This is a genomic window from Armatimonadota bacterium, from assembly GCA_031459715.1.
GTDB lineage: Bacteria > Sysuimicrobiota > Sysuimicrobiia > Sysuimicrobiales > Humicultoraceae > Humicultor > Humicultor tengchongensis.
Window position 1 is genome coordinate 1 of sequence record JAVKIA010000040.1, and the last position, 24090, is coordinate 24090.

A 24090-nucleotide genomic window follows, 5' to 3' on the forward strand; every position below is an offset into this window, starting at 1 on the left:
GCGGCGCTGGTGGCCGACCAGATCGCCGAGGTCGCAGAGTTCTTCTCCTACGGCACCAACGACCTGACGCAGACCGTCTTCGGGTTCTCCCGCGACGACGCCCAGGCCAAGTTCCTGACCAAGTACGTGGAGCAGGGGATCCTGCCCGAGGACCCCTTCCGCGTCCTGGACCGGGAAGGGGTGGGCAAGCTGATGCGGATCGGCACCGAGCTGGGCAAGAAGACGCGCCCGGACCTGGAGGTGGGTATCTGCGGCGAGCACGGCGGCGACCCCTCCTCGGTGGAGTTCTGCCACCAGATCGGGCTGAACTACGTCTCCTGCTCCGCCTTCCGCGTGCCCATCGCCCGTCTGGCCGCGGCGCAGGCTGCGCTGCGGGAGAAGGTGCAGGTGGCCCGGGACGTGTAGCCTTCAGGCGGGGCAGGAGGCCCAGGCGCGGTGACCATCCGCGAAGAGATCGAGGCGCGGGAGGCAGCCACGCTGGCAGCAGAGGCGACGCTGGCTGCGCGTTCCCGCGGCAGGGCGGTCCCCGAGCCGGAGGACGACCTGCGCACCTGCTTCCAGCGGGACCGCGACCGCATCCTGCACAGTAAGGCCTTTCGCCGCCTGAAGCACAAGACCCAGGTCTTCCTGGCCCCAACAGGGGACCACTACCGCACGCGGCTGACGCACACCCTGGAGGTGGCGCAGATCGCCCGCACCATCGCCCGGGCGCTGCGGCTGAACGAGGACCTGACGGAAGCCATCGCCCTGGGACACGACCTGGGGCACCCGCCGTTTGGCCACGCTGGCGAAGCAGCGCTGGATGCGGCCATGCTCCCCTGGGGGGGTTTCCGTCATGTGGAGCAGAGCCTGCGCGTGGTGGATGTGCTGGAGCGCCGGCGGCGGGCCGACGGGACCGTCCTGTGGGGGCTGAACCTCACCGCCGAGGTGCGGGACGGCATCGGTGGCCACACCAAGGGACTGGGAGATCTGGAGGCGCGGCCCGACCCGGAGGCCCTGCCGGCGACGTGGGAGGGGCAGGTCGTCCGCCTGGCAGACCGGATCGCCTATGTGCACCACGACATGGACGACGCCGTGCGCGCCGGGATCGTCCGGGAGGAGGAGGTGCCGGCTGAGGTGCGGGCGGCGCTGGGGCCGCACCGCGGCGCCTGGCTCTCCCGCATGGTGCACGACGTGGTAGTTCAGGGGCGGACGGCAGGGTGCATCGCCCTCAGCGACCAGGTGCGCCAGGCCCAGAACCGGCTGAAGGACTTCCTCTCGCAGCGGGTCTACCTGGGGCCGGAGACGGCGGAGGACGTGCGCCGGGCGAAGCTGGTGGTGGGCGAGCTCTTCGCCTACTACCTGGAGCACCCGGAGGAGATCCCCGAGGAATTCCGTGCCGTTCCCGACGCCCCCACTCCCCCGCGGATGGCCTGTGACTTCCTCGCCGGCATGACCGACCGCTACGCCCGGCGGGCATTCGAGACCTACTTTCCCGCGCGGGTCTGGAGCACCCTGTGACCCCCGCCCGGGGCCAGGCTGCGCAGGGGGGAGGATTTGCCGCGCAGAATATCAGCCCACGCGTTATGTCGGGGACAAAGGAGGCATGTGGGGAGGCCAGGAGTATGGCGCACCGCGGTAAGGTCAAGTGGTTCAATCCGGAGAAGGGATACGGGTTCATTGCCCGGGAAGACGGCCGGGATGTCTTCGTGCACTACTCCGCCATCCAGATGGAAGGGTTCAAGACCCTGGAGGAGGGCCAGCTCGTGGAGTTCGACATCGTGGAGGGCGCCCGCGGACCGCAGGCGTCCAACGTGGTCAGGGTGCAGGAGTAGCGGCGGTGCAGGTGATCATCCAGGGCCGCCGGCTGGAGGTCGGCGATGCCTTAAGGCGCTACGCTGAGCGCAAGGTGCGCAAGCTCAGCCGGCATCTACGCCACCTGCGCCAGGCCCAGGTGGTCCTGGAGGCGGAGCGGCAGCGCTCCGCCGGACGCACCCAGGTGGCGGAGGTTACCGTCTGGGGGGACGGGCTGGTGCTGCGGGGAACGCATCGCAGCGGGGACATGTTCACCTCCATCGATGGGGTGGTGGAGAAGCTGGAGAAGCAGATCGAGAAGCGCCGCAGCCGCCTCATCGAGAAGCGCCGCATCGCCGCCACCCGGGACAAGCGCCGTCAGGTGGCCGGTGCGGAGGCGGCGCTGCGAGCGGGGCCGCCGCCCTCGCTGCCGCCGCAGATTGTGCGTCTAAAGCGGTTTCCCATGAAGCCGATGACCGCGGAGGACGCCATCATGGAGATGGAGCGGCTGGGACACGCCTTCTTCGTCTACCGCGACGCGCAGACGGAGAAGATTCACGTGCTCTACCGGCGCAGACAGGGAGACTACGGGCTGATCGAGCCGGACTAGTCCTTCCCCAAAGGAGCCTGGGGTGGAGCAGCAGCGGGACGGTGTGACCCTGCAGCAGCAGGCGGAGGAGATTGTGCGCCGCCTCCGTGGCGTGATCTCGGTCCGGGCGGAGGCGGACCCTGCCGGGGGCCTTTCCGTCATTCACGTGCTGGGTGAGGCAGACCGCAGCCCCAAGCTCATCGCCATGGACGTGGCCTCAGCGCTGGCAGCGGAGCTCGGCGCGCAGGTGGACCCGCAGCAGGTCCGCGTTTCCACCCTCCGCTCCAGCGAGCTGCCCCCGCCGCCCTCCCCTCGCCTGAAATACGTGGGCCTGACCGTGGCCTCCCTGCGCGGCACCACGGAGGTGAAGGTGCACCTGGAGGATCGCGGCCTCCTCTACGAGGGCGTGGCCAGTGGCCCCACCGCCGGCCTCCCGCTGCACCTGGTGGCCACGGCGACCCTGCGGGCGGTGGAGGTCTTCCTCCGCGCGGCCGGCCTGCTCATCCTGGACGGTGTGCGGGTGACGCGGGTGGGGGAGCGGGAGGTCGCGGTAGTGGTGCTCACGCTGGCCGGGCGGGACGGTCAGGTCCTCAGCGGCTCCTCCGTCGTCCGCCTGGACCCCCGGGAGGCCGTGGTCCGTGCGGTGCTCAACGCGCTGAACCGTCCCGTGGGCTGGCTGGCGGTAGGGCGCCCGCAGTAGGGACACCTCTGGATGGGCCTGCTGAGCCGGTTACTGGGCCATACCAGCGAGCGGGAGATCCGCCGCCTGGAGCCCCTTGTCCAGGAGATCAACCGGCTGGAGCCCGAGATGGAGCGCCTCTCCGAAGAGGCCCTGCGGGCCAAGACCGAGCAGTTCCGGGCGCGCATCGCCGCGGCTCTGCGGGGGGTGCCGGAGGAGCAGCGGAAGGCCGCCGCCCAGGAGGTGCTGGAGGAGCTGCTGCCCGAGGCCTTCGCCGCCGTGCGCGAGGCCAGCAAGCGCACCATCGGCCTGCGCCACTTCGACGTCCAGCTGATGGGCGGCGTGGTGCTGCACCGGGGCAAGATCGCCGAGATGAAGACCGGCGAGGGGAAGACGCTGGTGGCCACCCTGCCCCTTTACCTGAACGCGCTGCTGGGACGGGGCGCCCACCTGGTTACCGTGAACGACTACCTCAGCCGGCGCGACGCTGGCTGGATGGGCCCTATCTACCACGCCCTGGGCCTGACCGTGGCGACCATCGGCCACGAGTTTTCCGGGATCTACGACCCGCAGTACTTCGACCCTCACCCCCACCACGACGACCGGTTGAACCACTTCCGCCCCATTACCCGGCGCGAGGCCTACCGGGCGGACATCACCTACGGCACCAACAACGAGTTTGGCTTCGACTACCTGCGGGACAACATGGTCCTGCGGCTGGAGGACATGGTCCTGCGCGACCTCTACTACGCCATCATCGACGAGGTGGACTTCATCCTCATCGACGAGGCGCGCACGCCCCTGATCATCTCCGGGATGGTGGAGGCGCCCACGGAGCGCTACCGCCAGTTCGCCCAGATCGTCCGTCGCCTCACCCCGGGCGTGGACTACACGGTGGAGGAGAAGATCAAGAACGCCACCCTCACCGACGAGGGGGTGGCCAAGGTGGAGCGCCTCCTGGGCATCAGTAACCTCTCCGACCCGGAGCACGTGGACCTGATGCACCACATCCACCAGGCCCTGCGGGCCCACGCCTGCTACCGCAAAGACGTGGACTACGTGGTCAAGGACGGCCAGGTCATCATCGTGGACGAGTTCACCGGGCGGCTGATGTTTGGCCGCCGCTATTCCGACGGCCTGCACCAGGCCATCGAGGCCAAGGAAGGCGTGCGGGTGGAGCGGGAGAGCCAGACCCTGGCCACCATCACCTTCCAGAACTTCTTCCGCATGTACGAGAAGCTGGCGGGGATGACCGGAACGGCCAAGACGGAAGAGGAGGAGCTGCAGAAGATCTACAACCTCCCGGTGGTGGTCATCCCCACCCACAAGCCCATGATCCGCACCGACTTCCCCGATGTGGTCTTCAAGAACGAGCGGGCCAAGTGGAAGGCGGTGGTGGCGGAGATAGAACAGTGGCACCGCCAGGGCCGCCCGGTCCTGGTGGGGACGCGCTCCATCGAGAAGAACGAGCTGCTCTCGGAGATGCTGCGCCGCCGCGGCATCCCCCACCAGGTCCTCAACGCCAAGAACCACGAGAAGGAGGCGGAGATCATCGCCCAGGCCGGGCGGCTGGGGGCGGTCACCGTGGCCACCAACATGGCCGGCCGCGGTGTGGACATCATCCTGGGGGGCAACCCTCCCGACCCGGTGGAGGCGGAGCGGGTGCGGGCACTGGGCGGGCTGCACGTCATCGGTACGGAGCGACACGAGGCACGGCGCATCGACAACCAGCTGCGCGGCCGGGCCGGCCGCCAGGGCGACCCGGGGAGCAGCCGCTTCTACGTCGGCCTGGACGACGAGCTGATGCGCATCTTCGGGGGGGAGCGCGTGGCCGCCTGGATGGACCGGTTGCGCATCGACGAGGATACCCCCATCGAGGCCGCCCTGGTCACCCGCCAGATCGAGAGCGCGCAGAAAAAGGTGGAGCAGTACCACTTCGACGTGCGCAAGCACGTCCTGGAGTACGACGATGTAATGAACGTGCAGCGCCAGGTGATCTACGATGAGCGGCGCAAGGTGCTGCGCGGAGAGAACCTGCGCCAGAACATCGTGGACATGATCGAGCGTCTGCTGGAGGAGACGGTGAATCTGTACTGCCCCTCCGGGGTGCCGCGGGAGGAGTGGGACCTGCCGGGGCTGCGGGAGGCGGCGGCGGCGCTGGTCCCCCAGCTGGGCAGCCTGCGCGCCGAGGAGCTGCGGGGATCGGCCGATGAACTTCGCGAATTGCTGGTGGCGCGGGCGCTGGAGGCGTACCAGGCCAAGGAGCAGGAAGTAGGGGCGGAGACCTTCCGCGAGATCGAACGGCTGGTCCTGCTGCAGGTCATCGACCGCAAGTGGATCGACCACCTGCAGAACATGGAGGCGCTGCGGGAGGGCATCGGCCTGCGCGCCTACGCGCAGGTCAGTCCCCTGATAGAGTACCAGCGGGAAGGCTACGACCTCTTCCAGCAGATGTTGCACGACATCCAGGAGGAGGCGGTGAAGTTCCTCCTGCGCGTGCAGGTGGGACCTGAGGCGGCGGCCCCCCGCCCGCGCCAGCCCGCGGCGCTGGGCGCGCGCAGCGCTGGAGGGGCGGGGGGTCGCAGTGCACCCGGCACGCGGGAGTCCCGCAAGATCGGGCGCAACGACCCCTGCTGGTGCGGGAGCGGCAAGAAGTACAAGAAGTGCCACGGCCGGGAGAGCTAGGGCACCCCCGAAATTCGCCGGATTTCCGGGGACACCGGGCTGTGGCCATCCGGCTGATGGGGGCCGTGGTTTCGGGCCTGCTCCTGTGGGCCGCATTCCCCCCGCTGGACCGGGGCGCCCTGGTCTGGGTGGCGCTGGTCCCTCTCCTCTGGTCCCTGCGCGGGACCACGCCGCGGGAAGCATTCCGCCTGGGCTACACCAGCGGCGCGGTCTGGTTTGCCCTCACCCTTTTCTGGATCACCCTCTTTGGGATCGTGCCCTGGGCGCTGCTGGCCGCCTTCCTCGCCCTCTACACGGGCGGGTTCGCCGCGCTTCTACGGTGGATGAGCCCGCGCTCCTCCCTGCGGGACCTCCTGCTAGTACCCCTGCTCTGGACGGCGGTAGAGACGGTCCGCTCGACCGGCCCGCTGGCCTTCCCCTGGGCGCTGCTTGGGGTCTCCCAGCACCGTCTCCTGCCGCTGCTGCAGCTGGCGGCACTGGGAGGCGTCTCCTTAGTCTCGTTTGCCGTTGCCCTGGGCAACGCGGCGGCGACTCTGGTGCTGGTCCGGCCGGGCCGGATGGCGGTTGCGGGGGCGGCTGTGGCAGTGGCGCTGGCGTTGGGCGGCGGGGTGGTGTACGGGACCGTCCGGCTGCGCCAGCCCCTGGTGGATGTGCTTCGTGTGGCCGTGCTGCAGCCCAATATCCCGCCGCTGCGCAAGGGCGACGCCGCCACGCAAAAGACGCAGATGGCGGTGATGGCCCATCTGGTCCGGGAGGCCCGGGCGCGCGGCGCCGAACTGATCGTTTTCCCGGAGACGGCGGTTCCGCTGAACCTCTTCGGTCCGACCGGGGTGCTCCCGAAGGTGGCGGCGTGGGCCCCCGACCGGGTGGTGGTGGCCACCAGCTTCGAGGCAGCCAGTGACGGGGTACGCAACAGCGCCGTCGTCATGCAAGACGGAGTCGTGCAGGGATCCTACGCCAAGCGCCGCCTGGTGCCTTTTGGCGAGGCCGGAGTTACCCCCGGCGAGCGCGGTGATCCCATCCCCACCCGCGCCGGGTACCTCAGCATCGCCATTTGCTACGAGTCGGCGTTCGCCGAGATCGCCCGGAGGGGGACGCGGCCTGGCGCGGGACCGCTGGTGGTGGTGACCAACGACGGCTGGTTCGGCACCTCGGCAGGGCCGGCGCAACACGCCGCCTACGCCGCGTTGCGGGCGGTGGAGACCGGACGGCCTGTGGCCCGGGCCGCCAACACCGGCATCTCCATGATCGTCGACCCCCTGGGGCGGGTGCGGGCGCAGCTGCCCCTGGACCGCGAAGGGTGGCTGGTCGCCGACGTTCCCGCCTCGATGCCCACGCCGTACCTGGCCGGGGGGTGGATGTTCGCACCAGCCGTCGTGGCCCTGGCCGTCCTGCTCCTGCTGCCGGCCGCCGGCCGTGCCCTGCGGGAGGCGTGGCAGGAAGGGTCCTTCCGTCAGCTCGTCTATGCTCTGGCCGGCCCGGGCCTGCTGGTGGGGCTGCAACGCCCGTTGGAGAGACTCATGGGTGTGGCGGGCGCGTGGGTCCTGCCCGTGGGCGTGCTGCTCGCGGCCCGGGCTGTCGCCGGCAGAGGGGGCCTGGCATTCCGCCCGCGCCGCGCTCCGCTCTCGGCGCTCCTCGGGCTGGCCATTGTGGGCGGCCTGGGGGCCGTGATGATCTCGGGCTACGGCCGCTACGGCTTCCTGTTCCGGCCCGCCCCTCCCCCGGGAGGGTGGCTGACCGGCGGTGCCCTGCTTCTACTGGGTGCTCTGGCCTGGGAGGGCTGGTTGCGGGGAGCCGTCTTTACCAGCGCGCGGGCCTGGCGGGGGACGCCGGCCGCCCTGGTGCTCTCCACGCTCCCCCCGCTGCTGGTGCTGCCGGCCCGACCACCCGAAGTCCTCATCTGGTCGCTGCTGGTCGGAGGGGTCTTTGGCCTCATCCGCCTGGCAACCGGCGACGTCCTGGGTCTCGCCCTTCCCCGCGCAGCAGGCCTGGCGCTGCTGGCTGGGCTCACTGTGCTGCGCTGAGCCCGGCCAGCGGGACGTCCTGGCCGAGACGTACGTCCGATCCCGGTATGGCCCCGCCGGGCGGGCTCAGCCGGGGTATAATAGCTTGGATTGGACCCGTGCGGATCATGCCAGGAGCAGCACCATGACCCACGACGAGGTGAAGTCCGTCCTCGACCAGAGCTGGCGCAAGCTGGCCGCCGTTCGAGGCCACCTTTGACCTGGAGGCCAAACGCCGCCGCGTCGCCGAGCTGGAGCAGGCGATGGGGCGGCCCACCCTGTGGGACAACCCAGAAGAAGCCCGCCGCCTCAGTCGTGAGTTGAGCACGCTGCGGGCCCAGCTGGCTGAAGTGGACCGCCTGGCCGGCCGGGTGGAGGATCTTGGTGTCCTTCTGGCCCTGGCCGAGGAGCAGCCCGGGGGCATCTCCGCCACGGAGCTGGCCGCCGAGGCCCGCGCCCTGCAGGATGAGCTGAACCGTCTGGAGCAGAGCACGCTGCTGCGGGAGCCGCACGATGCGGCTAACGCCATCCTATCGGTGCACGCCGGGGCAGGAGGCACCGAGGCAGCGGACTGGGCGGAGATGCTCCTGCGGATGTACCTGCGTTGGGCGGAGGCCCGGGGCTACACCACCGAGATCGCCGACCTCTCTCCCGGAGAGGAGGCGGGGATCAAGAGCGTCACCGTCATCGTCCAGGGGCCCAACGCCTACGGCTACCTGCGGGGGGAGCGCGGCGTGCACCGGCTGGTGCGCATCTCGCCCTTCGACGCCTCGCGGCGGCGGCACACCTCCTTCGCCCTGGTGGACGTCATCCCGGAGGCCGAAGAGGTGGAGGTGGAGCTCAGGGAGGAGGACCTGCGCATCGACACTTTCCGCGCCGGAGGAGCCGGCGGGCAGAACGTGAATAAGGTGGAGACGGCCGTGCGCATCACCCACCTGCCCAGCGGCCTCGTCGTCCAGTGCCAGAACGAGCGGTCGCAGCATGCGAATAAGCTTACCGCCCTGCGCATCCTCCGCGCCCGCCTGCTGGAGCTGGAGCGGGAGAAGCAGCGGGAGCAGCTCTCCGCCCTGCGCGGCCAGCACAAGGAGGCGGCGTGGGGCAACCAGATCCGTTCCTACGTCCTGCACCCCTACCAGTTGGTCAAGGACCACCGCACCGGCACCGAGGTGGGCAACGCCCTGGGGGTGCTGGACGGTAACCTCGACCCATTCATCGACGCCTACCTGCGCCAGGGGACTGCGGCGGGCGCGTAGATGGACGCCCGCGCCCGGCTGGCCGTCTGGCTATTCACCGCCTTTGCCGTCGTCCTCATCCTGGCCGTCGCCCTGGCCCCTGCGGTGCTGGCCTGGCGGCTCCGGCTTGCGGTGACCCCCAGCCTCGCCGGACCGGCCCGGGTCAGCGTCCACGTGGACGCTCCGCCCTGGAGCATCATCACCGGGAGGCTGGATGCGGTGACGCTGGAGGCGCGGCGGGCGATGGCCGGCCAGCTGCCCCTGGAGCGCCTCACCCTGCGCCTGGAGGAGGTGCGTGTGGACCCCGCGCGGCTGTGGCGCGGTGAGGGGTTGCCGCTGGTGCAGGTGGGTCGGGGAGAGGGGGAGATCATCCTGACCCAGGAGGACCTGCGGCGCTTCCTGGTCAGCGCCAGGGGCGTGCAGCAGGCGTCGCTGCGGCTCGACGGGGGCGCCGTCACCGTGGAGGGCGACGTGAGGGTCGGTGTGGTGGACCTGCGGATGCGCCTGGAGGGGCGGCTGGTACCGGCCTCGCCCACTACTGTGGACCTCTACGTCCAGACCCTCACTGTCAGCGGGGTGGAGCTGCCGCGGGAGATCGGCAGCGTCCTGGTCTCCCGCCTCAACCCGCTGATCTCCCTGGACGGTCTGCCGCTGCCGCTGTGGATCGCCTCCGTGGCGGTGGAGGGGGGAGAGGTGCGGGTGCGCGTGGGGGTCGGGGAGCGCTCCTGATGGCCCGCTACCGTGTACTCACCGCGGTGGTGGCCGTGGGAGTGGTCGCAGGACTGGTCCTGCTGGCCGGGCGGTGGCGCCTGGAACGCCAGGACCGCACGGTGGAGGTGATCCTGGACGGGCCAGCCTGGCAGGAGCTGGCGGTGCGCGAGGGCTGGAGCCCCGCTGCACTCTTCACCGCCCTGCGCGCCCGCGGCGCGACCTCCCTGGCGATATACGAGCGCACGCTGCGGACCCTGCAGCGGCTGGGCCGGCTGGCGTATTTTGGCGGCGGAGACCTGCTGGCCGCAGCCAGAGCGGAGGTGCTGGCCCCGCCGCTGCGGGAGCTGGTGGCGGCCAGGACGGTCAGGCCAGAAGCCGTCTACGTCATCGCCGACCCCGCCCTGCGCCCCTGGCTGCTGGAGGCGTTCCGCGGCCTCCTCGGTCCGGATCGGGTCCGCCTGCGCGGACCGGTCATCGAGGTGGCCGGCAGCCGCGATGACCTGGAAGACCTGGGGTTGGGGTTCCTTCCCGCTGACCTGGCGATGGCGAGGCGGACGGGGCTCTCTGTAGTCCTGCGGCCCAGAAACTACCGCGGCCTGACCCCTGACGGGCTGGCCTGGAAGCTGGCCGCCATGCGGCGGGTGAGTCCGGGGTCCACCCTGGTCTTCGACGGGGCAGACGTGCTGGGGTATGAGCGGCTGGTGGGAGAGGCCGCCCGGGGGCTGCTGGCGGACGGCTACCGCGTGGCCCGCATCGAGGTCTTCACTGTCCGGCGCAAGCAGCGTGGCGAGGACGCGCTTGCTGCCCGCATGCGCCCGGCGGTGCTGCGGCTCTTCAGCATCACTCCGGAGGAGATGGCTACCCTCTCCCCCTCGGCCATAGTGGAGAAGTTCCGCCGCGCGCCGCTGGAGCGTAACATCCGCCTGCTCTACCTGCGGCCCCTGACAACCACGCCGGCAGGCGTGGCCGCCATCCCCACCAACCTGGACCTGGTGGGGCGGATCGGGGGAAGCGTACGTGGACTCGGCTTTACCCTGGGCAGGCCCCGACCGCTGCCCGACCTGCAGCCACGCCTCATCCCGCTGGCCCTGGCGGCCGCTGGCGCCCTGGCTCTGGGAGCGATCGCGCTAGGGGAGATCACCCGGGTGGCAGGTGCCCCGATGCGCCCGGTCGTCCTGTGGCTGCTGGTGGCGGCCGGGGTAGTCCTGACGGCGGCTGCAGGGCTCTCCGGGGACGGGTTCTTCCTGCTGTGGAGACGCCTCCTGGCGCTGGGTACAGCGGTGGCCGGGGCGACGCTGGCGGTCCACGTACCCCTGGCCCGGGGTGGGGGAGGGCCGCTGCGCCGCGGACTGACCGTGCTGTGGCTGGCCTCGGGCATCTCCACCGCTGCCGGCGTGCTGGTGGCCGGCCTGCTCAGCGGGTGGTCGTTTATGCTGGCGGTACACACCTTCGTCGGCGTCAAGGTGGCCCACGTGCTGCCGCCGCTCTTCCTGGGGTTCCTGCTGGCGTTCGGGAAAGAAGCGGGAGGCGCACGCGCCACGGCGGGCCGGATCTGGCAGTGGCTGGAGCGGCCGCTGCGCCTGCAGTACGCGGTGGTGGCGGTGCTGGTGGCAGTGGGTACCGTGATGCTGCTCTTCCGCAGCGGGAACTTCGGCCTGCCGGTCTTCGGGCCGGAGGTGCGGCTGCGCCAGGCGCTGGAGGACTTGCTGGTGGCGCGGCCGCGGACGAAGGAGTTCCTCATCGGTCACCCCGCCCTGGTACTGGCCGCGGGAGCGGCGGCGCTGCGGATGCGCGCCTGGGTGGTGCCGTTGGCGATGGTCGGGACCATCGGGCAGGCTGGACTCATAAACTCTTTCTCGCATATCCACACCCCTCTGGTCCTGGTGGCGCTGCGGACCCTCTACGCGCTGCTGATCGGCTCGGTCCTGGGGAGCGCCGGGCTGCTGCTACTGGAGCGTATCCTTCGTCGGGTGGCACCGGCCGCAGCCATCCGCGCGGCCGCCCCGGCGGGGTCTGCCACAGACGACTGAGGTGCGCGCCGGGGGCCCCGCGATCCTCATCTCCGGGTATTACGGCTTCGGCAACCTGGGGGACGAAGCCGTGCTGGCGGGAATGGTGCAGAGCCTGCGGGCGCGCCTGGGCGCGGTGCCGCTGGTGGTGCTCTCCGCCAATCCCCCGGCTACATCCGGCACCCACGGCGTGGAGGCGCTACCCCGGGGTGACCTGCGGGCAGTCCTGCGGACCATGGGGCGCTGCCGCCTCTTCCTCTCCGGCGGGGGGTCCCTGCTGCAGGACGCCACCAGCGCCCGCAGCGCGCTCTACTACCTGGGGCTGCTGCGGCTGGCGCAGGTGATGGGACTGCGGACGATGGTGTACGCTGCCGGCCTGGGCCCGCTGCGCCGCCCGGCCCTCCGCGCCCTGGCGCGCCGCGTCCTGGAGCGGACGGACCTGGTGACAGTCCGGGACGCGGACTCTGCGGCCCTGGTGGGGGCCCTGGGGGTCCGGCAACCGCCGCTTCTGACGGCCGACCCGGCATTCCTCCTACACCCGGAAGAGGTCCCCCCGGAGGTGGCCTTGGTTGACGGTCCAGAGGCGCTCGGCGTGGCCGTCCGTCCCTGGAGGAGCAACACGTTTGTGGGGGCGCTGGGGGAAGCCCTGGGCGACGTCTGCCGGCGCCACGGTGCGCGGGTGGTCGTACTGCCGTTCCACCCGCGCCTGGACCTTCCCATTTCGCGGTCGGTGGTGGCAGCATGCGGGGGGACGCTGGTCACCCGGCCGCTGCAGCCGCGGCAGGCGCTTGCCCTGATCGCCCGCCTGCAGGTGGTGGTGGGACTGCGGCTGCACGCCCTGATGTTTGCCGCTGCCGCCGGCGTTCCCCCGGTGGGGATGGCCTACGATCCCAAGGTGGCCGCCCTGCACCGCGACCTGGCCCTGGAAGGGCCCGTGCCCCTGGACGCCTCCGCCGGCACCCTGGGGGCCGCTATCGACCGGGCCTGGGAGGGGGCCGAGGCGCTCCGGCCGGCCCTGCTGGCCGCCGCCGCCCGCCTTCGCGCCCGGGCGGAGGTCGCGGCAGCGGAAGCGGCGCGCCTCTTCGCCGCGGCGTGAGAGGATTTCTCCCCCCGCAGCCTGAATATTTTCCCCTTACCGGACCTCAATCGCAGCGTTCGAGGAGGCGCCTTTTCCATGCCGGAGGTGCTCAAGGTGTCGGCGGATTCCAAGCCCAAAGCGGTCGCCGGTGCGCTGGCGGCTGTCCTGCGCGAGCGAGGCTCGGTGGAGATTCAGGCGGTGGGCGCCGGGGCGGTGAACCAGGCGGTGAAGGCCATCGCCATCACCCGCGGGTTCGTCGCCCCCAACGGCATCGACCTGGTGGCCATCCCGGCCTTCACCAAGGTCGAAATTGAGGGCGAAGAACGCACGGCCATCAAGTTTCTGGTAGAGAAGCGGTAGAGGGGCTGCGGGCCGCAGGAGACCGGGGCGCCGCGGGCGCCCCTTTTTCCTTCGGTGTGCGATAATGGGGACGCGGCGATGGACGAACGCCTGGCGGGGCGCCTGAAGCTCTTCTGCGGGACGGCCAACCCACAGCTGGGTGAGGAGATCGCCTCCTACCTGGGCATTCCCCCGGGGAAGCGCACCATTACCCGGTTCGCCGACGGCGAGATCTACGTGCGCTACGAGGAGAACGCCCGCGGCGAGGACACCTTCGTCATTCAGCCCACCTGCCCGCCGGTCAACGAGCACCTGATGGAGCTGCTGATCATGATGGACGCCCTGCGGCGCGCCTCTGCCGGGCGGATCACCGCAGTCATCCCCTACTACGGCTACGCCCGCAAGGACAAGAAGGACGCGCCGCGCGAGCCCATCACCGGCCGCCTGGTGGCGGACCTGCTGGTTACCGCGGGGGCGGACCGCATCCTCACTGTGGACCTGCACGCGGGGCAGATCGAAGGGTTTTTCAACGTCCCCGTGGACCACCTGCGGGCGCTGCCGCTGTTCGCCGACTACCTGCGGGAAAAGGGGCTGAGCGACGGGGTGGTGGTGGCGGCGGACGACGGCGCCGTGCGGCGGAGCAAGCAGCTGGCGGACCGCCTGGACCTGCCGCTGGCCATCATCTTCCAGCGGAGGGTGGGGAAGGATATCAAGGAGCCCGTGCAGGTGGTGGGCGAGGTGGACGGACGGGTGCCCATCATGATCGAGGACATCATCAGCACCGCCGGCACGGTGAGCAACGCGGTGGACACGCTGATCCGCAACGGCGCACGGCCCGAGGTCTACGTCTGTGCCACCCACCCGGTGATGGCCGGGCCTGCGCAGGAGCGACTGGCCCGCCCCGAGATCCGCGAGGTCATCGTCACCAACACCATCCCCCTGCCCCCGGAGCGGCGGCTGGACAAGCTCACGGTGCTCTCCGCCGCTCCCCTGCTGGCCGAGGCCATCCGACGCATCCACATGAACCAGTCCGTGAGCATCCTCTTCACCTGAGGAGCCATCGGGAGACCTCCCGCGCCCTGCGCGCCAGGCGTGCTATGGCCTCCTCCGTGGCCTCGTTGGGCGGAGCCAGCTCCATCATGAAGGGGCCGGCGTAGCCCACCTCCCGCAGGCCCGCCACCAGCGGCTCCCAGACCATGCTCCCCTCGGTGGGCAAGAGGTGCAGGTCCCGCCGCCCGTCGTTGTCGTGCAGGTGGACGGTGAGCAGGTGCGCGCCCAGGCGGCAGGCGCTCTCCGCAGGATGGCCGGCCAGCCATCCGTGACCGGTGTCCCAACAGGCCCCCAGCCCGGTCAGCGGGTAGGTCCCCACCAGCTCGTGGAAGTCCTCGGGCGTCTCGAAGAGCGCCCACCACTGGTGGTTCTCGATCACCAGGCGCACCCCCGCCCGGTCAGCCTCCTCCAGGAGCCGCTGCAGGCTGTGGGCGAGGAAGGCCTGGCGGCGGCGCCGCCGTGCGTCGCGGGGGACTTCGCGGGCCGCGTCGCATACCACCACCCGCGCTCCCAGGTCGGCGGCAACGTGGATGGTCTGGCGCAGGACTTCCGTGGCGTGCCGCCGGACCTCTTCCTCCTCCGCGGCCACATCCAGGGTGCCGCCGGCGGGGCTGTGGCAGGCCCACAGCCGCAGATCCCACCGCTGCAAGGCGGCGGCCGTGGCCCGCACCAGCTCCCGGTCGAAGTAGTCGAACTCCTCCTGAGCATACCCGTGGATTTCCACCCAGGGAATGCCCTCCGCTGCCAGGATGGCCAGCCGCTCGGGGAGCGCGTGGCGTCCCAGCATGCTGGTAGACAGGCCCAGTTCCATGGCTACGAACTCCTCCGTGCCGCGCCACGGCGACACGCCGCCAGTGTACACTAAGACCGGTCTGGAGTCAGAGGTGAACGCCGTGCCCGTGCGCACCCGCTACGCCGGCAGTCCCACCGGCCTCCTGCACGTGGGTGGGGCCTGGGCGGCCTTCTTCAACTGGCTCTTCGCCCGCCACCACGGCGGGGCATTCATCATCCGGGTGGAGGACACCGACCGCAGCCGGTCTACCCAGGAGTCGGAGCGGGCGATCCTGGAGGACCTGCGCTGGCTGGGGCTGCACTGGGACGAGGGGCCGGACATCGGCGGAGCCTATGGCCCCTACCGGCAGACCGAGCGGCTAGCGCTCTACGCGCGTTACGCCCGTGAGCTGGTGGAGCGCGGGGCGGCCTACGAGTGCTACTGCACTCCCGAGGAGCTAGAGGCGGAACGCCGGCAGGCCAGGGCGCGGCAGCTCCCGCAGCGCTACTCCGGACGCTGCCGGAACCTCTCGGCGGCGCAGCGGGCCGCCCTCCTGGCCCAGGGGCGGCGGCCGGCCATCCGCCTGCGACTGACCGACTTCGGCCGGACCATCACCGTCGCCGACCTGGTCCGCGGGAGGGTGGAGTTCTCACCGCAGCACCTGGACGACTACATCATCGTCCGCTCCGACGGCTGGCCCCTGTACAACTTCGCCAACGTGGTGGACGACCACCTCATGGCCATCAGCCACGTCATCCGCGGAGCGGAGCACCTCTCCAACACACCCAAGCAGCTGGTGATCTACGAAGCGCTGGGCTGGACGCCGCCGCAGTTCGCCCACCTCCCGGTGATCCTGGGGACCGACCGGAAGAAGCTCTCCAAGCGGCTGGGAGATACGGCGGTGAGTGACTACCGGCGGCGGGGATACCTGCCGGAAGCGCTGCTCAATTTCTTCGCCCTGATGGGCTGGTACCCGGAGGAGGACCGGGAACTCTACTCCCTGGAGGAACTGGTGGCGAGGTTCCGCATCGAGGACCTGGGCAAAGCCTCGCCCGTCTTCGACCCGGCCAAGCTCACCTGGATGAACGGCGTCTACATGCGCCGCGCGCTGGAGGTCGATCCCGGGCGCGTGGCCCAGGTCTGTCTGGCGGTCCTGCTGGCGGAGGGGCTGCTGACGGAGCCGGTGGCGCCGGAGCAGCGGGCCTACGTGGAGCGGGTGGTGCGCGTGCTGGGGGACCGGTTGAAGGTGGGCGAGGACATCCTCACTTACGGGGACTTCTTCTTCCGCGAGGTCGTCATCGACCCGGTAGCGGAGGAGCAGTACCTGCGCCGGCCACAGGCGCGCGAGCTGCTGCGGGCGCTGGCCGATCGGCTGGAGCGCGACGGGGCCCTCAGCCGTGCGGCCGCCGAGGCCGCGGTGCGGGGCCTGGCACAGGAGCGGGGTATCCACAGCCGGGAGGTGATCCACCCGGCGCGGGTGGCCCTCACCGGCAAGACGGCCGGGCCGGGGCTGTTCGAGCTGATGGAGCTGCTGGGCCGGTCGCGCGTGGTGGCCCGCCTGCGTGCTGCGGCGGAGCGGGCCGGGTAGCGACTCGGTCAGGCCTATGCCCGGGGCGGGGCGCCACCGTGGAGAACATCGAGCTGTGCTGCCGCGCCCACAACAGTATGAGGCGAAGCTGGCGCCCGGCGGTTAGGGCGCGGTTCACCTGTTACCAGCTCGGCCCGGGCCGAGCTCACGTCCGGGAAGAGGCTAGGGTATCATCATTCTGGGTGGGCGGGACTGTCTTCATCCTTGATGGGCAGCGCGGTGCTTCCCCCGTGATCTTCGGCGAGCGGGGCGACAGCACGCTGCTGGGGACCGTTTCCCTGGAGGCCTTGGGGTTCGTGCTGGACCCAATCCGCCGAGAACTGCGAGCTCTGCCCATGGTCCTGGGCTGATCCCGGGCACCCTCCTCTCCAGGGCGCGTTGCTTGGTGGTTGGAGGGCTGGGTATAATCACTTTGTCGGTGGGGGATCGTCTAACGGTAGGACGACGGGCTCTGGACCCGTTAGTGGGGGTTCGAATCCTCCTCCCCCAGCCAGATGCCCCCTCGTGTTCGCGTCCGGCTGTGGCTATGGTAAGTTAGGTAGAGCCCGGGGAGGTTTCAGCGCCTTCCTTCAGTCCCCCTGGCGCGCCTGCCGCCTGGCCCAGGAGTCGCGCAGGGTGACGATGCGGTTGAATACCAGGTGGTCGGGGCGTGAGTCCACCGGGTCCTGCCAGAAGTAGCCCAGCCGCTCGAACTGGTAGCGGGTACCCGCCGGATCTCTGAGGATGCTGGGCTCGACGAAGCCAGCCACCACGACCAGCGACTGTGGGTTCAGGTAGTCGGTGAACTCACCCTCCTGTGCCTCGGGGTCGGGGACCGTGAACAGGCGGTCGTAGAGGCGGACCTCTGCCGGGACGGCGTGTGCTGCGGAGACCCAGTGAATGGTCCCCGGCACCGGGCCGGCGGATGGAGTCCGGCCCAGCGAGTCCGGCTCGTAGGTGCAGCGCAACGCGACCACCTCGCCACCTGCGTCCCGCACCACCTGGTCGCAGCGAATGACGTAGGCGTGGCGCAGGCGGACCCGGCCCCCGAGGGTCAGGCGACGGTAGCCCCTGGGAGGGTGCTCCATGAAGTCGTCCCGGTCGATGTAGAGCTGGCGGGAAAAGGGCACGGTGCGCCAGCCCTCCCTGGGGACGTCGTGCGGCCACAGCGGCGCCTGCAGGTGCTCCACCCGATCCTGCGGGTAGTTGGTCAGTTCCACGGGCAGGGGTCTGAGGACGGCCAGCACACGAGGTGCCTGGTAGTTAAGGACCTCCCGAATGGTGGCCTCCAGGAGGCCCAGGTCCACCCGATTCTCCGCCTTGGCCACGCCGATGCGGGAGCAGAACTCACGGATGGCCTCCGGAGGCACCCCGCGGCGGCGCAGACCGGAGAGGGTAGGCAGGCGCGGGTCGTCCCAGCCGCGCACATACCCGCCCTCCACCAGCTTGATCAGCTTGCGCTTGGAGAGGACGGTGTAGTCCAGGTTCAGGCGGGCGAACTCGTACTGGTGTGGGCGAGGGGCCGCGGGGATGCCGCACTTGCCACGCAGGTTCTCCAGCAGCCAGTCATAGACAGCGCGGTTGTTCTCAAACTCCAGCGTGCACAGGCTGTGCGAGATCCCCTCGATGGCATCGGACAGCGGGTGGGCGAAGTCGTAGAGGGGGTAGAGGCACCATGCGTCGCCGGTGCGGTAGTGCCTGGCGTGCACGATGCGGTAGAGCACGGGGTCGCGCAGCTTCATGTTGCGGCTGGCCAGGTCGATCTTCGCCCGCAGGACGTGCGCGCCGTCGGGAAACTCCCCCGCGCGCATGCGCCGGAAGAGGTCCAGGTTCTCATTCACGCTGCGCTCCCGGTAGGGGCTGGGCTTCCCCGGCTGCGTCACCGTCCCCCGGTAGGCGCTGATCTCCTCGTCGGAGAGGCTGTCCACGTAGGCCTTGCCCTCCCGGATCAACTGCTCCGCGCACTGGTAGAGCTGCTCGAAGTAGTCGGAGGCATACCGTTCCCGCGTCCACTGGAAGCCCAGCCACTGCACGTCCTGCTTGGCCGCCTCCACATACTCCAGAGACTCCGTCTCGGGGTTGGTGTCGTCGAAGCGCAGGTTGCACTCTCCCCCGTAGTCCAGAGCCAGGCCGAAGTTCAGGCAGATGGCCTTGGCGTGGCCGATGTGCAGGTAGCCGTTAGGCTCGGGAGGGAAGCGGGTGACCACCCGGGCGTAGCGGCCCTGGCGCAGGTCCGCATCGATGATCTCCGTGATGAAGTTGGGACGGACATGCCGCCCGGGAGAGAGGGTAGTCTCGCTACTCATCGGTCCTCACGCCCTAAGGATACACCCTGGCCCCAGTGCGGTGCCCGGGGGGACCGCGGTATGATCAGCACAAACGGCAGCGGCAGGGAGGGAGGGGCCATGAACATCGCCCACATCCTGGCCCGCAAGGGCGGGCACGTCTTTACCATTCACCCCGGGCGCACGGTGCGGGAGGCGCTGGCCAGCCTGGCGGCCCACAACATCGGGGCCCTGGTGGTGGTGGACGAGGAGAACCGCCCGGTGGGCATCATCTCGGAGCGGGACATCGTCCGCGCCGCCGTGCGCGACGAGCGCCTCTTTGACCGCGCCGTGGAGGAGTTGATGACCCGCGACGTCATCACCGGGTCGCCGGAGGACGACCTGCGGGCGGTGGCGCACACCATGACGGAGCGGCGCATCCGGCACCTGCCGGTGGTGGCGGCTGGCCGGCTGGTGGGCATAGTCTCCATCGGAGACGTGGTCAAGGCGCAGCGGGACGAATACCTGGGGGAGGTCGAGACGCTGCAGCTGCAGATCGGCGAGGGACGCGGCTAGGCGGGGGCGAAGGAGCGCATGGACCTCCCCGGCACCGACGCGCACCCTCTGCGGGTGGCCATCATCGGCGCGGGACCCACCGGGTTTTACGCCGCCGAGCACCTGCTGGGGCAGCCGGCAGTGGTGGTCGCCGTCGACCTCTTCGATCGCCTGCCCACCCCCTACGGCCTGGTCCGCTACGGCGTCGCCCCCGACCACCAGAAGATCAAGTCGGTGACGGCGGTCTACGACAGGACGGCCGCCCATCCCCGCTTCCGCTTTTTCGGCAACGTGGAGTTCGGACGGCACGTGGGGCTGGAGGAGCTGTCGGCCCACTACCACCAGATCCTCTTCTGCACCGGCGCCCAGACCGACCGGCGCCTGAACATTCCCGGTGAGGACCTGCCCGGGAGCTACCCGGCTACGGAGTTCGTCGCCTGGTATAACGGCCACCCCGACTACGCACACTACCGCTTCGACCTCTCCGTCCAGGCCGCCGCGGTGGTGGGCGTGGGTAACGTGGCCGTGGACGTCGCCCGCATCCTGCTGCGCTCCGCAGAGGAGCTAGCCCGGACCGACATTGCCGACTACGCCCTGGAGGTGCTGCGGGAGAGCCGGGTGCGTGAGGTCTACCTGCTGGGCCGCCGCGGCCCGGCGCAGGCGGCATTCACCAACCCGGAGATCCGCGAGCTGGCCGACCTGCCCGGTGCGGATGTCACCGCCCTACCCGAGGAGGTAGCGCTGGACGAGATCTCCCGGGAAGATCTGGACCGCACCCAGGACCGCACCACCCTGCGCAAGGTGGAGATCCTCCAGGAGCTGGCCGCACGCACCCCCAGAGGAAGGCCGCGGAGGCTGGTCGTCCGCTTCCTCGTCTCCCCGGTGGCTCTGCTTTCCGGGGACGGCAAGGTGGCCCGGATGCGCCTGGTGCGCAACCGGCTGGAGACGACCCCGGCGGGGACGCTGGTGGCCCGGCCGACCGACCGGTTCGAGGAGCTTGCCGTGGGAGCGGTCTTCCGCTCCGTGGGCTACCGGGGGGTGCCGCTGCCCGGCGTGCCTTTTAACGAGGACTGGGGCGTCATCCTCAATGAGCGAGGGCGGGTGCTGGACCCGGGGAGCCGGGAGCCGCTGCCCGGCCTGTATACCGCCGGCTGGATCAAGCGGGGACCTACCGGCGTCATCGGCACCAACAAGCCCGATGCCGCCGAGACGGTGGCGCACATGCTGGAGGATCTGGCCCAGGGCAGAACGCTCTCCCCCTCAGAGCCCCACCCCGCAGCGGCGGAGGCGCTGATCCGCCAGCGCCAGCCCGCCTACTTCTCCTGGGCGGACTGGCAGCGGCTCAATGAGCTGGAGGTCCAGCGGGGGCGGGCGGCGGGCCGCCCGCGGGTGAAGTTCACCCGGGTCGATGAGATGCTGGCCGCCCTGGGGCGATAGCCCGCGGCCCTCACCGCAGCGGCGGCAGGGAGGCCTCCGGCCCGTCCTTGAGCACGGCGATGTAGGGCAGGTGGCGGTAGCGCTGCCGGTAGTCCAGCCCGTAGCCCACCACGAAGACGTCGGGGATCTCAAAGCCGCGGTAGCGGATGGGCAGCGTGGGCACAATGCGCCGCGCGGTCTTGTCCAGCAGGGTGCAGATGGCCAGGCTGGCCGGGTTGCGCGTCTGCAACACGCGCAGCAGGTAGGCGGCGGTGAGCCCGGTGTCGATGATGTCCTCCACCAGCAGGACGTGGCGGCCGGTGATCTCTTCGTCCAGGTCCTTGAGCAGGCGGGCCACGCCGGAGGGGCTCTCCGCGGTGTAGCTGCTGATGGCCATGAAGTCGATGGCCGCGGGAATTTTCAGGGCCCGGCTGAGGTCGGCCAGGAAGAATACGCCTCCTTTCAGCACCGTGACCAGGACCAGGTCCTTGCCCGCATAGTCCTCACTGATGTGATCTGCCAGCTCCGCCACCCGCGCCCGGATCTGCTCCTCGGTAAGCAGGACCTCCCCCAGGGTGGCGTCCGGTCGAAGGGCGGGCAGGGAGGCCACGGACTAGCTCGCCTCCGAGGAGGGCAGCGGCGGGAGCCCGTACTTGGCCAGGAGCTTGCGAAAATCCCGCGCGTAGAGTATCATGAGCCGCACGTCGGGATAGAGTTCCCGCAGGCGCCGCACCTTGCGGTTCTTCCGGGTGACCAGGCTCTGCTTGAGCGTGGTCAGCTCGATGTAGAGGTCCAGGTCCGGCAGGTAGAAGTCGGGACTGAAGCTCTCCACCACACGTCCGTTGCCGTCCCGCTCCAGGGGGAAGGAGCGGGGCTCGTACTCCCAGCGGATGGCGTAGAAGTCCAGGAGTCTGGCGAACTCCCGTTCGCTGGCGTGGGCAAATCGTGCAGGCGGGCGAGGTCCGTTGATGTTGGTATGGCCCACCGCGGCGCACTCACCTCCGAAGAAATGTGCGTTTTGGCGCCACTGTTTGGCCGTAGTATAACAGGAATGGGGTTTTCACGTCCAGAATCTTTCACGGAGGGGCCACGAGGAGACCTTGATGGTCGAGACGGGCGACGACATTCAGCGGTACATCCGGGCGCTGAAGAGCGCCGACGTCACGGTGCGCAGCGACGCGGCCCACCACCTGGGCCGGCTGCAGGACGAGCGCGGGGTGCCCGCGCTGGCCGAGGCGCTGCAGGATCCCGACGAGTACGTGCGCAAGAGCGCCGTGGCCGCCCTGCGCCGCATCGGCGGTCCGGAGGCCATGGCCGCCCTGCGCACCGCACTCACCGACCGCTCCGAGCAGGTGGTACTGCAGGCGGTAAACGGCCTGCGGGACATGCGAGACCGGGGGGCGGTGGAGGCGCTCATCCGCGTCCTCACCCGACGGGAGCGCTCCCTGGTCAACGCCGCCACCGAGGCCCTGGCCCGCATCGGTCCGGACGCGGTGAAGCCGCTGCTCGGTGCCTTGGAAGACCGGGGCATGCGGCGGCGCATCGGCAACCAGGTCTGGAAGATCCTGGTGGAGATGGGTCCCAAGGCGGTAGACCCCCTGCTGGAGATGCTGGGGCACGAGAACCAGTTCGTCCAGCTCACGGCGGTCTCCGTGCTGGGGCGGGTGGGGGATCGGCGCGTGGTCAACCCGCTGGTGGAGCTGTTCCTCACCGACCCGCCGATGCAGGACGCAGTGGTCTCTACGCTGGCGCGTCTGGAGGAGCGGGGGGTGGTGGAGCACCCCGAGGCGCACCACGGGGACCGGGAGATCTTCCTCCCCAGGAGCGTGGTGGAGGCCTTTGTGGGGCGCCCGCGGGAGGCCCTGGTGGAGCAGCTGCGCACGGCCCTGGAGAACCCCTCGCCCAAGGTGCGCCGCTTTGCCCTGAAGGCCCTCTTCTCCCTCTTTGGCGAGGGGGCCATGGACCAGCTTATCACCTCCCTGGAAGACGAGGATGTGGACGTCAAGCGGCTGGCGGTGAAGATCCTGGGGCGGATGCGGGACAAGCGGGTGATCGAGCCGCTGGTGCAGCTGGTCCTGAAGGATGGGGAGCAGATTGAGGAGACGGTCTGGAACACGCTGAAGGTCCTGACCGACCTGCGGGAGTACGAGAGCCTGCGTGCCCGGGTGGCCAAGGAGAAGGCCGGCGGCCAGCCTACCGTGAGGAAGGTGCGGCGGGAGCGAGACGTCTCGCCAGATTGGTGGAGGGAGCAGGACTAGACGCAGGCGCGCATCAACCAGACCACAATCCGCGTGGCCGAGGCGGACATTACCACCCTGGCCGTGGACGCCATCGTCAATGCGGCCAACACCCACCTGTGGATGGGAGGCGGCGTGGCGGGGGCGATCAAGCGCCAGGGCGGCGAGGAGATAGAGCGGGAGGCGGTGCGCCAGGGGCCCATCCCCGTGGGGGAAGCGATAGTGACGGGCGCCGGTCGCCTGCCAGCGCGGGCGGTCATCCACGCAGCCACCATGGGGCCGGATCTGGTCACCGATGAGCGGGCCATCCGGGCGGCCACGCGCAACGCTCTGGTCCGGGCGGCAGAGCGGCGGTTTGGCACCATCGCCCTGCCGGCCCTGGGGACGGGCGTGGGAGGATTCCCCCTGGAGCGGGCCGCGGCCATCATGCTGGAGGAGATCGTGACCCACATCCGCGGCGGGACATCCCTGCGGGAGATCGTGCTGGCGGTGCGCGGCGAGCAGGCACGCCAGGCCTTCAGCGGGGCGCTGCGGCAGGTGGCGCCGGAAGAGGAGCTGTGAGCGGGGATCAGGTGGTGGTCTTCATCACCGCGTCGTCGGCCGAGGAGGCACAGCGCATCGGTCGGGCCCTCCTGGACGAGCGGCTGGCGGCCTGCGTGAACACGCTGCCCGTGCACTCCGCCTACTGGTGGCGGGGGACAGTAGAGGAGGCGGGGGAGACGCTGCTGCTGGTGAAGACGGCCTCCCGCCTCCTGGACGCCCTCACCGCCCGCGTGCGCGCCCTGCACTCCTACTCCGTCCCCGAGGTCATAGCCCTGCCTGTGGTCGGCGGCAGCGCCGACTACCTGCGCTGGGTGGAGGAATCCCTGCGTCCGTGACCGTGCTGATCACTAACGACGACGGCATCGCCTCCCCGGGGATGCACGCCCTGGCCCGCGCTCTGGCCGCCGTGATGCCCGTGGCGGTGGTGGCGCCGGAGCACGAGCGCAGCGCCACGGGGCACGCCATCACCCTGCACAAGCCGCTGCGCGCCGTGCGCCTGGCCCTTCCCGGGCTGGACGCGCCCGTGTGGGCCACCAACGGCACGCCAGCGGACTGCGTCGTCCTCGGGGTCCTCGACCTCCTGCCGCA

25 protein-coding genes and 1 tRNA gene are annotated in these 24090 nt (G+C 70.3%); 22 read left to right on the forward strand and 4 right to left on the reverse strand.

All coding sequences use genetic code 11. From position 1 onward, the window contains the following. The 13 genes from QN152_11900 to QN152_11960 form a co-directional block, all read left to right on the forward strand. Window positions 1-405: putative PEP-binding protein (locus QN152_11900; protein MDR7540211.1), on the forward strand; the 405-nt coding region annotated here is incomplete at its 5' end. A gap of 30 nt (window positions 406-435) precedes the next feature. Then, window positions 436-1500 carry a deoxyguanosinetriphosphate triphosphohydrolase gene (locus QN152_11905; protein MDR7540212.1) on the forward strand — a complete coding sequence of 355 codons (1065 nt, stop codon included), beginning with the start codon at window positions 436-438 and terminating at the stop codon, window positions 1498-1500. 104 nt (window positions 1501-1604) lie between these two features. Continuing rightward, window positions 1605-1814, forward strand: a complete 210-nt coding sequence (locus QN152_11910; GenBank protein MDR7540213.1) for a cold shock domain-containing protein — start codon at window positions 1605-1607, stop codon at window positions 1812-1814. Window positions 1815-1819: 5 nt separating this feature from the next. Next, window positions 1820-2383 (forward strand): ribosome-associated translation inhibitor RaiA, encoded by a 564-nt coding sequence (gene raiA, locus QN152_11915; protein ID MDR7540214.1) that lies wholly within the window; start codon window positions 1820-1822, stop codon window positions 2381-2383. A gap of 22 nt (window positions 2384-2405) precedes the next feature. Further along, complete coding sequence (locus tag QN152_11920) at window positions 2406-3062, forward strand: hypothetical protein (protein ID MDR7540215.1); 657 nt, start codon at window positions 2406-2408, stop codon at window positions 3060-3062. A 12-nt stretch (window positions 3063-3074) separates the two neighbouring features. Continuing rightward, entirely contained in the window at window positions 3075-5726 is a 2652-nt protein-coding gene (secA, locus tag QN152_11925; protein MDR7540216.1) for a preprotein translocase subunit SecA, read from the forward strand. Between the two features lie 41 nt (window positions 5727-5767). Beyond that, on the forward strand, window positions 5768-7750 hold the full coding sequence (gene lnt, locus QN152_11930) for an apolipoprotein N-acyltransferase (protein ID MDR7540217.1): 1983 nt from the start codon (window positions 5768-5770) through the stop codon (window positions 7748-7750). Between the two features lie 124 nt (window positions 7751-7874). Beyond that, window positions 7875-8982 (forward strand): peptide chain release factor 2 gene (gene prfB, locus QN152_11935; protein ID MDR7540218.1). Its coding sequence is split into 2 segments (ribosomal slippage): window positions 7875-7946 and window positions 7948-8982, totalling 1107 coding nucleotides; the frame shifts between segments, so codons are not numbered across the junction. Further along, window positions 8983-9690 (forward strand): DUF2993 domain-containing protein, encoded by a 708-nt coding sequence (locus QN152_11940; protein ID MDR7540219.1) that lies wholly within the window; start codon window positions 8983-8985, stop codon window positions 9688-9690. After that, window positions 9690-11702 carry a DUF5693 family protein gene (locus tag QN152_11945; protein ID MDR7540220.1) on the forward strand — a complete coding sequence of 671 codons (2013 nt, stop codon included), beginning with the start codon at window positions 9690-9692 and terminating at the stop codon, window positions 11700-11702. The genes QN152_11940 and QN152_11945 overlap by 1 nt, the downstream gene beginning before the upstream one ends. Before the next feature lies 1 nt (window position 11703). Then, the gene (gene csaB, locus QN152_11950) at window positions 11704-12777 is read left to right on the forward strand and encodes a polysaccharide pyruvyl transferase CsaB (protein ID MDR7540221.1); all 1074 of its coding nucleotides are present in this window, start codon (window positions 11704-11706) and stop codon (window positions 12775-12777) included. Window positions 12778-12855: 78 nt separating this feature from the next. Further along, window positions 12856-13119, forward strand: coding sequence for a stage V sporulation protein S (locus tag QN152_11955; protein ID MDR7540222.1), 264 nt, complete (start codon window positions 12856-12858; stop codon window positions 13117-13119). Window positions 13120-13197: 78 nt separating this feature from the next. Next, window positions 13198-14151, forward strand: a complete 954-nt coding sequence (locus QN152_11960) for a ribose-phosphate pyrophosphokinase (protein ID MDR7540223.1) — start codon at window positions 13198-13200, stop codon at window positions 14149-14151. On the opposite strand, the gene QN152_11965 is transcribed toward QN152_11960, so the two are convergent. Beyond that, window positions 14144-14959 carry a sugar phosphate isomerase/epimerase family protein gene (locus tag QN152_11965; protein ID MDR7540224.1) on the reverse strand — a complete coding sequence of 272 codons (816 nt, stop codon included), beginning with the start codon at window positions 14957-14959 and terminating at the stop codon, window positions 14144-14146. The genes QN152_11960 and QN152_11965 overlap by 8 nt on opposite strands. Here QN152_11965 and gltX point away from each other — a divergent pair. From gltX to QN152_11980, 3 genes are all read left to right on the forward strand, one after another. Further along, window positions 14958-16508, forward strand: a complete 1551-nt coding sequence (gltX, locus tag QN152_11970) for a glutamate--tRNA ligase (protein ID MDR7540225.1) — start codon at window positions 14958-14960, stop codon at window positions 16506-16508. The two genes, QN152_11965 and gltX, sit on opposite strands and share 2 nt — an antisense overlap. Window positions 16509-16690: 182 nt before the next feature. Continuing rightward, window positions 16691-16858 (forward strand): hypothetical protein, encoded by a 168-nt coding sequence (locus tag QN152_11975; protein MDR7540226.1) that lies wholly within the window; start codon window positions 16691-16693, stop codon window positions 16856-16858. A gap of 69 nt (window positions 16859-16927) precedes the next feature. Beyond that, window positions 16928-17001 (forward strand) — tRNA-Gln (locus tag QN152_11980). A 76-nt stretch (window positions 17002-17077) separates the two neighbouring features. On the opposite strand, the gene QN152_11985 is transcribed toward QN152_11980, so the two are convergent. Further along, window positions 17078-18793, reverse strand: a complete 1716-nt coding sequence (locus QN152_11985; GenBank protein ID MDR7540227.1) for a glutamine--tRNA ligase/YqeY domain fusion protein — start codon at window positions 18791-18793, stop codon at window positions 17078-17080. A 60-nt stretch (window positions 18794-18853) separates the two neighbouring features. On the opposite strand from QN152_11985, the gene QN152_11990 reads away from it, so the two are divergent. Together QN152_11990 and QN152_11995 are read left to right on the forward strand one after the other, a co-directional pair. Further along, window positions 18854-19327 (forward strand): CBS domain-containing protein, encoded by a 474-nt coding sequence (locus QN152_11990; GenBank protein ID MDR7540228.1) that lies wholly within the window; start codon window positions 18854-18856, stop codon window positions 19325-19327. 18 nt (window positions 19328-19345) lie between these two features. Then, the gene (locus tag QN152_11995) at window positions 19346-20743 is read left to right on the forward strand and encodes an FAD-dependent oxidoreductase (GenBank protein MDR7540229.1); all 1398 of its coding nucleotides are present in this window, start codon (window positions 19346-19348) and stop codon (window positions 20741-20743) included. Between the two features lie 10 nt (window positions 20744-20753). Here QN152_11995 and hpt read toward each other — a convergent pair whose 3' ends face one another. Both hpt and QN152_12005 read right to left on the reverse strand, forming a co-directional pair. After that, on the reverse strand, window positions 20754-21332 hold the full coding sequence (gene hpt / locus QN152_12000; protein MDR7540230.1) for a hypoxanthine phosphoribosyltransferase: 579 nt from the start codon (window positions 21330-21332) through the stop codon (window positions 20754-20756). Window positions 21333-21335: 3 nt separating this feature from the next. After that, on the reverse strand, window positions 21336-21707 hold the full coding sequence (locus QN152_12005; GenBank protein MDR7540231.1) for a hypothetical protein: 372 nt from the start codon (window positions 21705-21707) through the stop codon (window positions 21336-21338). Window positions 21708-21825: 118 nt separating this feature from the next. Between QN152_12005 and QN152_12010 the strand changes: the two genes are divergently transcribed. The 4 genes from QN152_12010 to QN152_12025 form a co-directional block, all read left to right on the forward strand. Next, complete coding sequence (locus QN152_12010) at window positions 21826-22980, forward strand: HEAT repeat domain-containing protein (protein ID MDR7540232.1); 1155 nt, start codon at window positions 21826-21828, stop codon at window positions 22978-22980. Between the two features lie 33 nt (window positions 22981-23013). Beyond that, entirely contained in the window at window positions 23014-23520 is a 507-nt protein-coding gene (locus tag QN152_12015) for a macro domain-containing protein (protein ID MDR7540233.1), read from the forward strand. Beyond that, window positions 23517-23837 carry a divalent-cation tolerance protein CutA gene (cutA, locus tag QN152_12020; GenBank protein MDR7540234.1) on the forward strand — a complete coding sequence of 107 codons (321 nt, stop codon included), beginning with the start codon at window positions 23517-23519 and terminating at the stop codon, window positions 23835-23837. Before QN152_12015 ends, cutA begins: the two co-directional genes overlap by 4 nt. Beyond that, on the forward strand, window positions 23834-24090 hold a 257-nt coding region (locus QN152_12025), incomplete at its 3' end, for a 5'/3'-nucleotidase SurE (protein ID MDR7540235.1). The genes cutA and QN152_12025, both read left to right, overlap by 4 nt.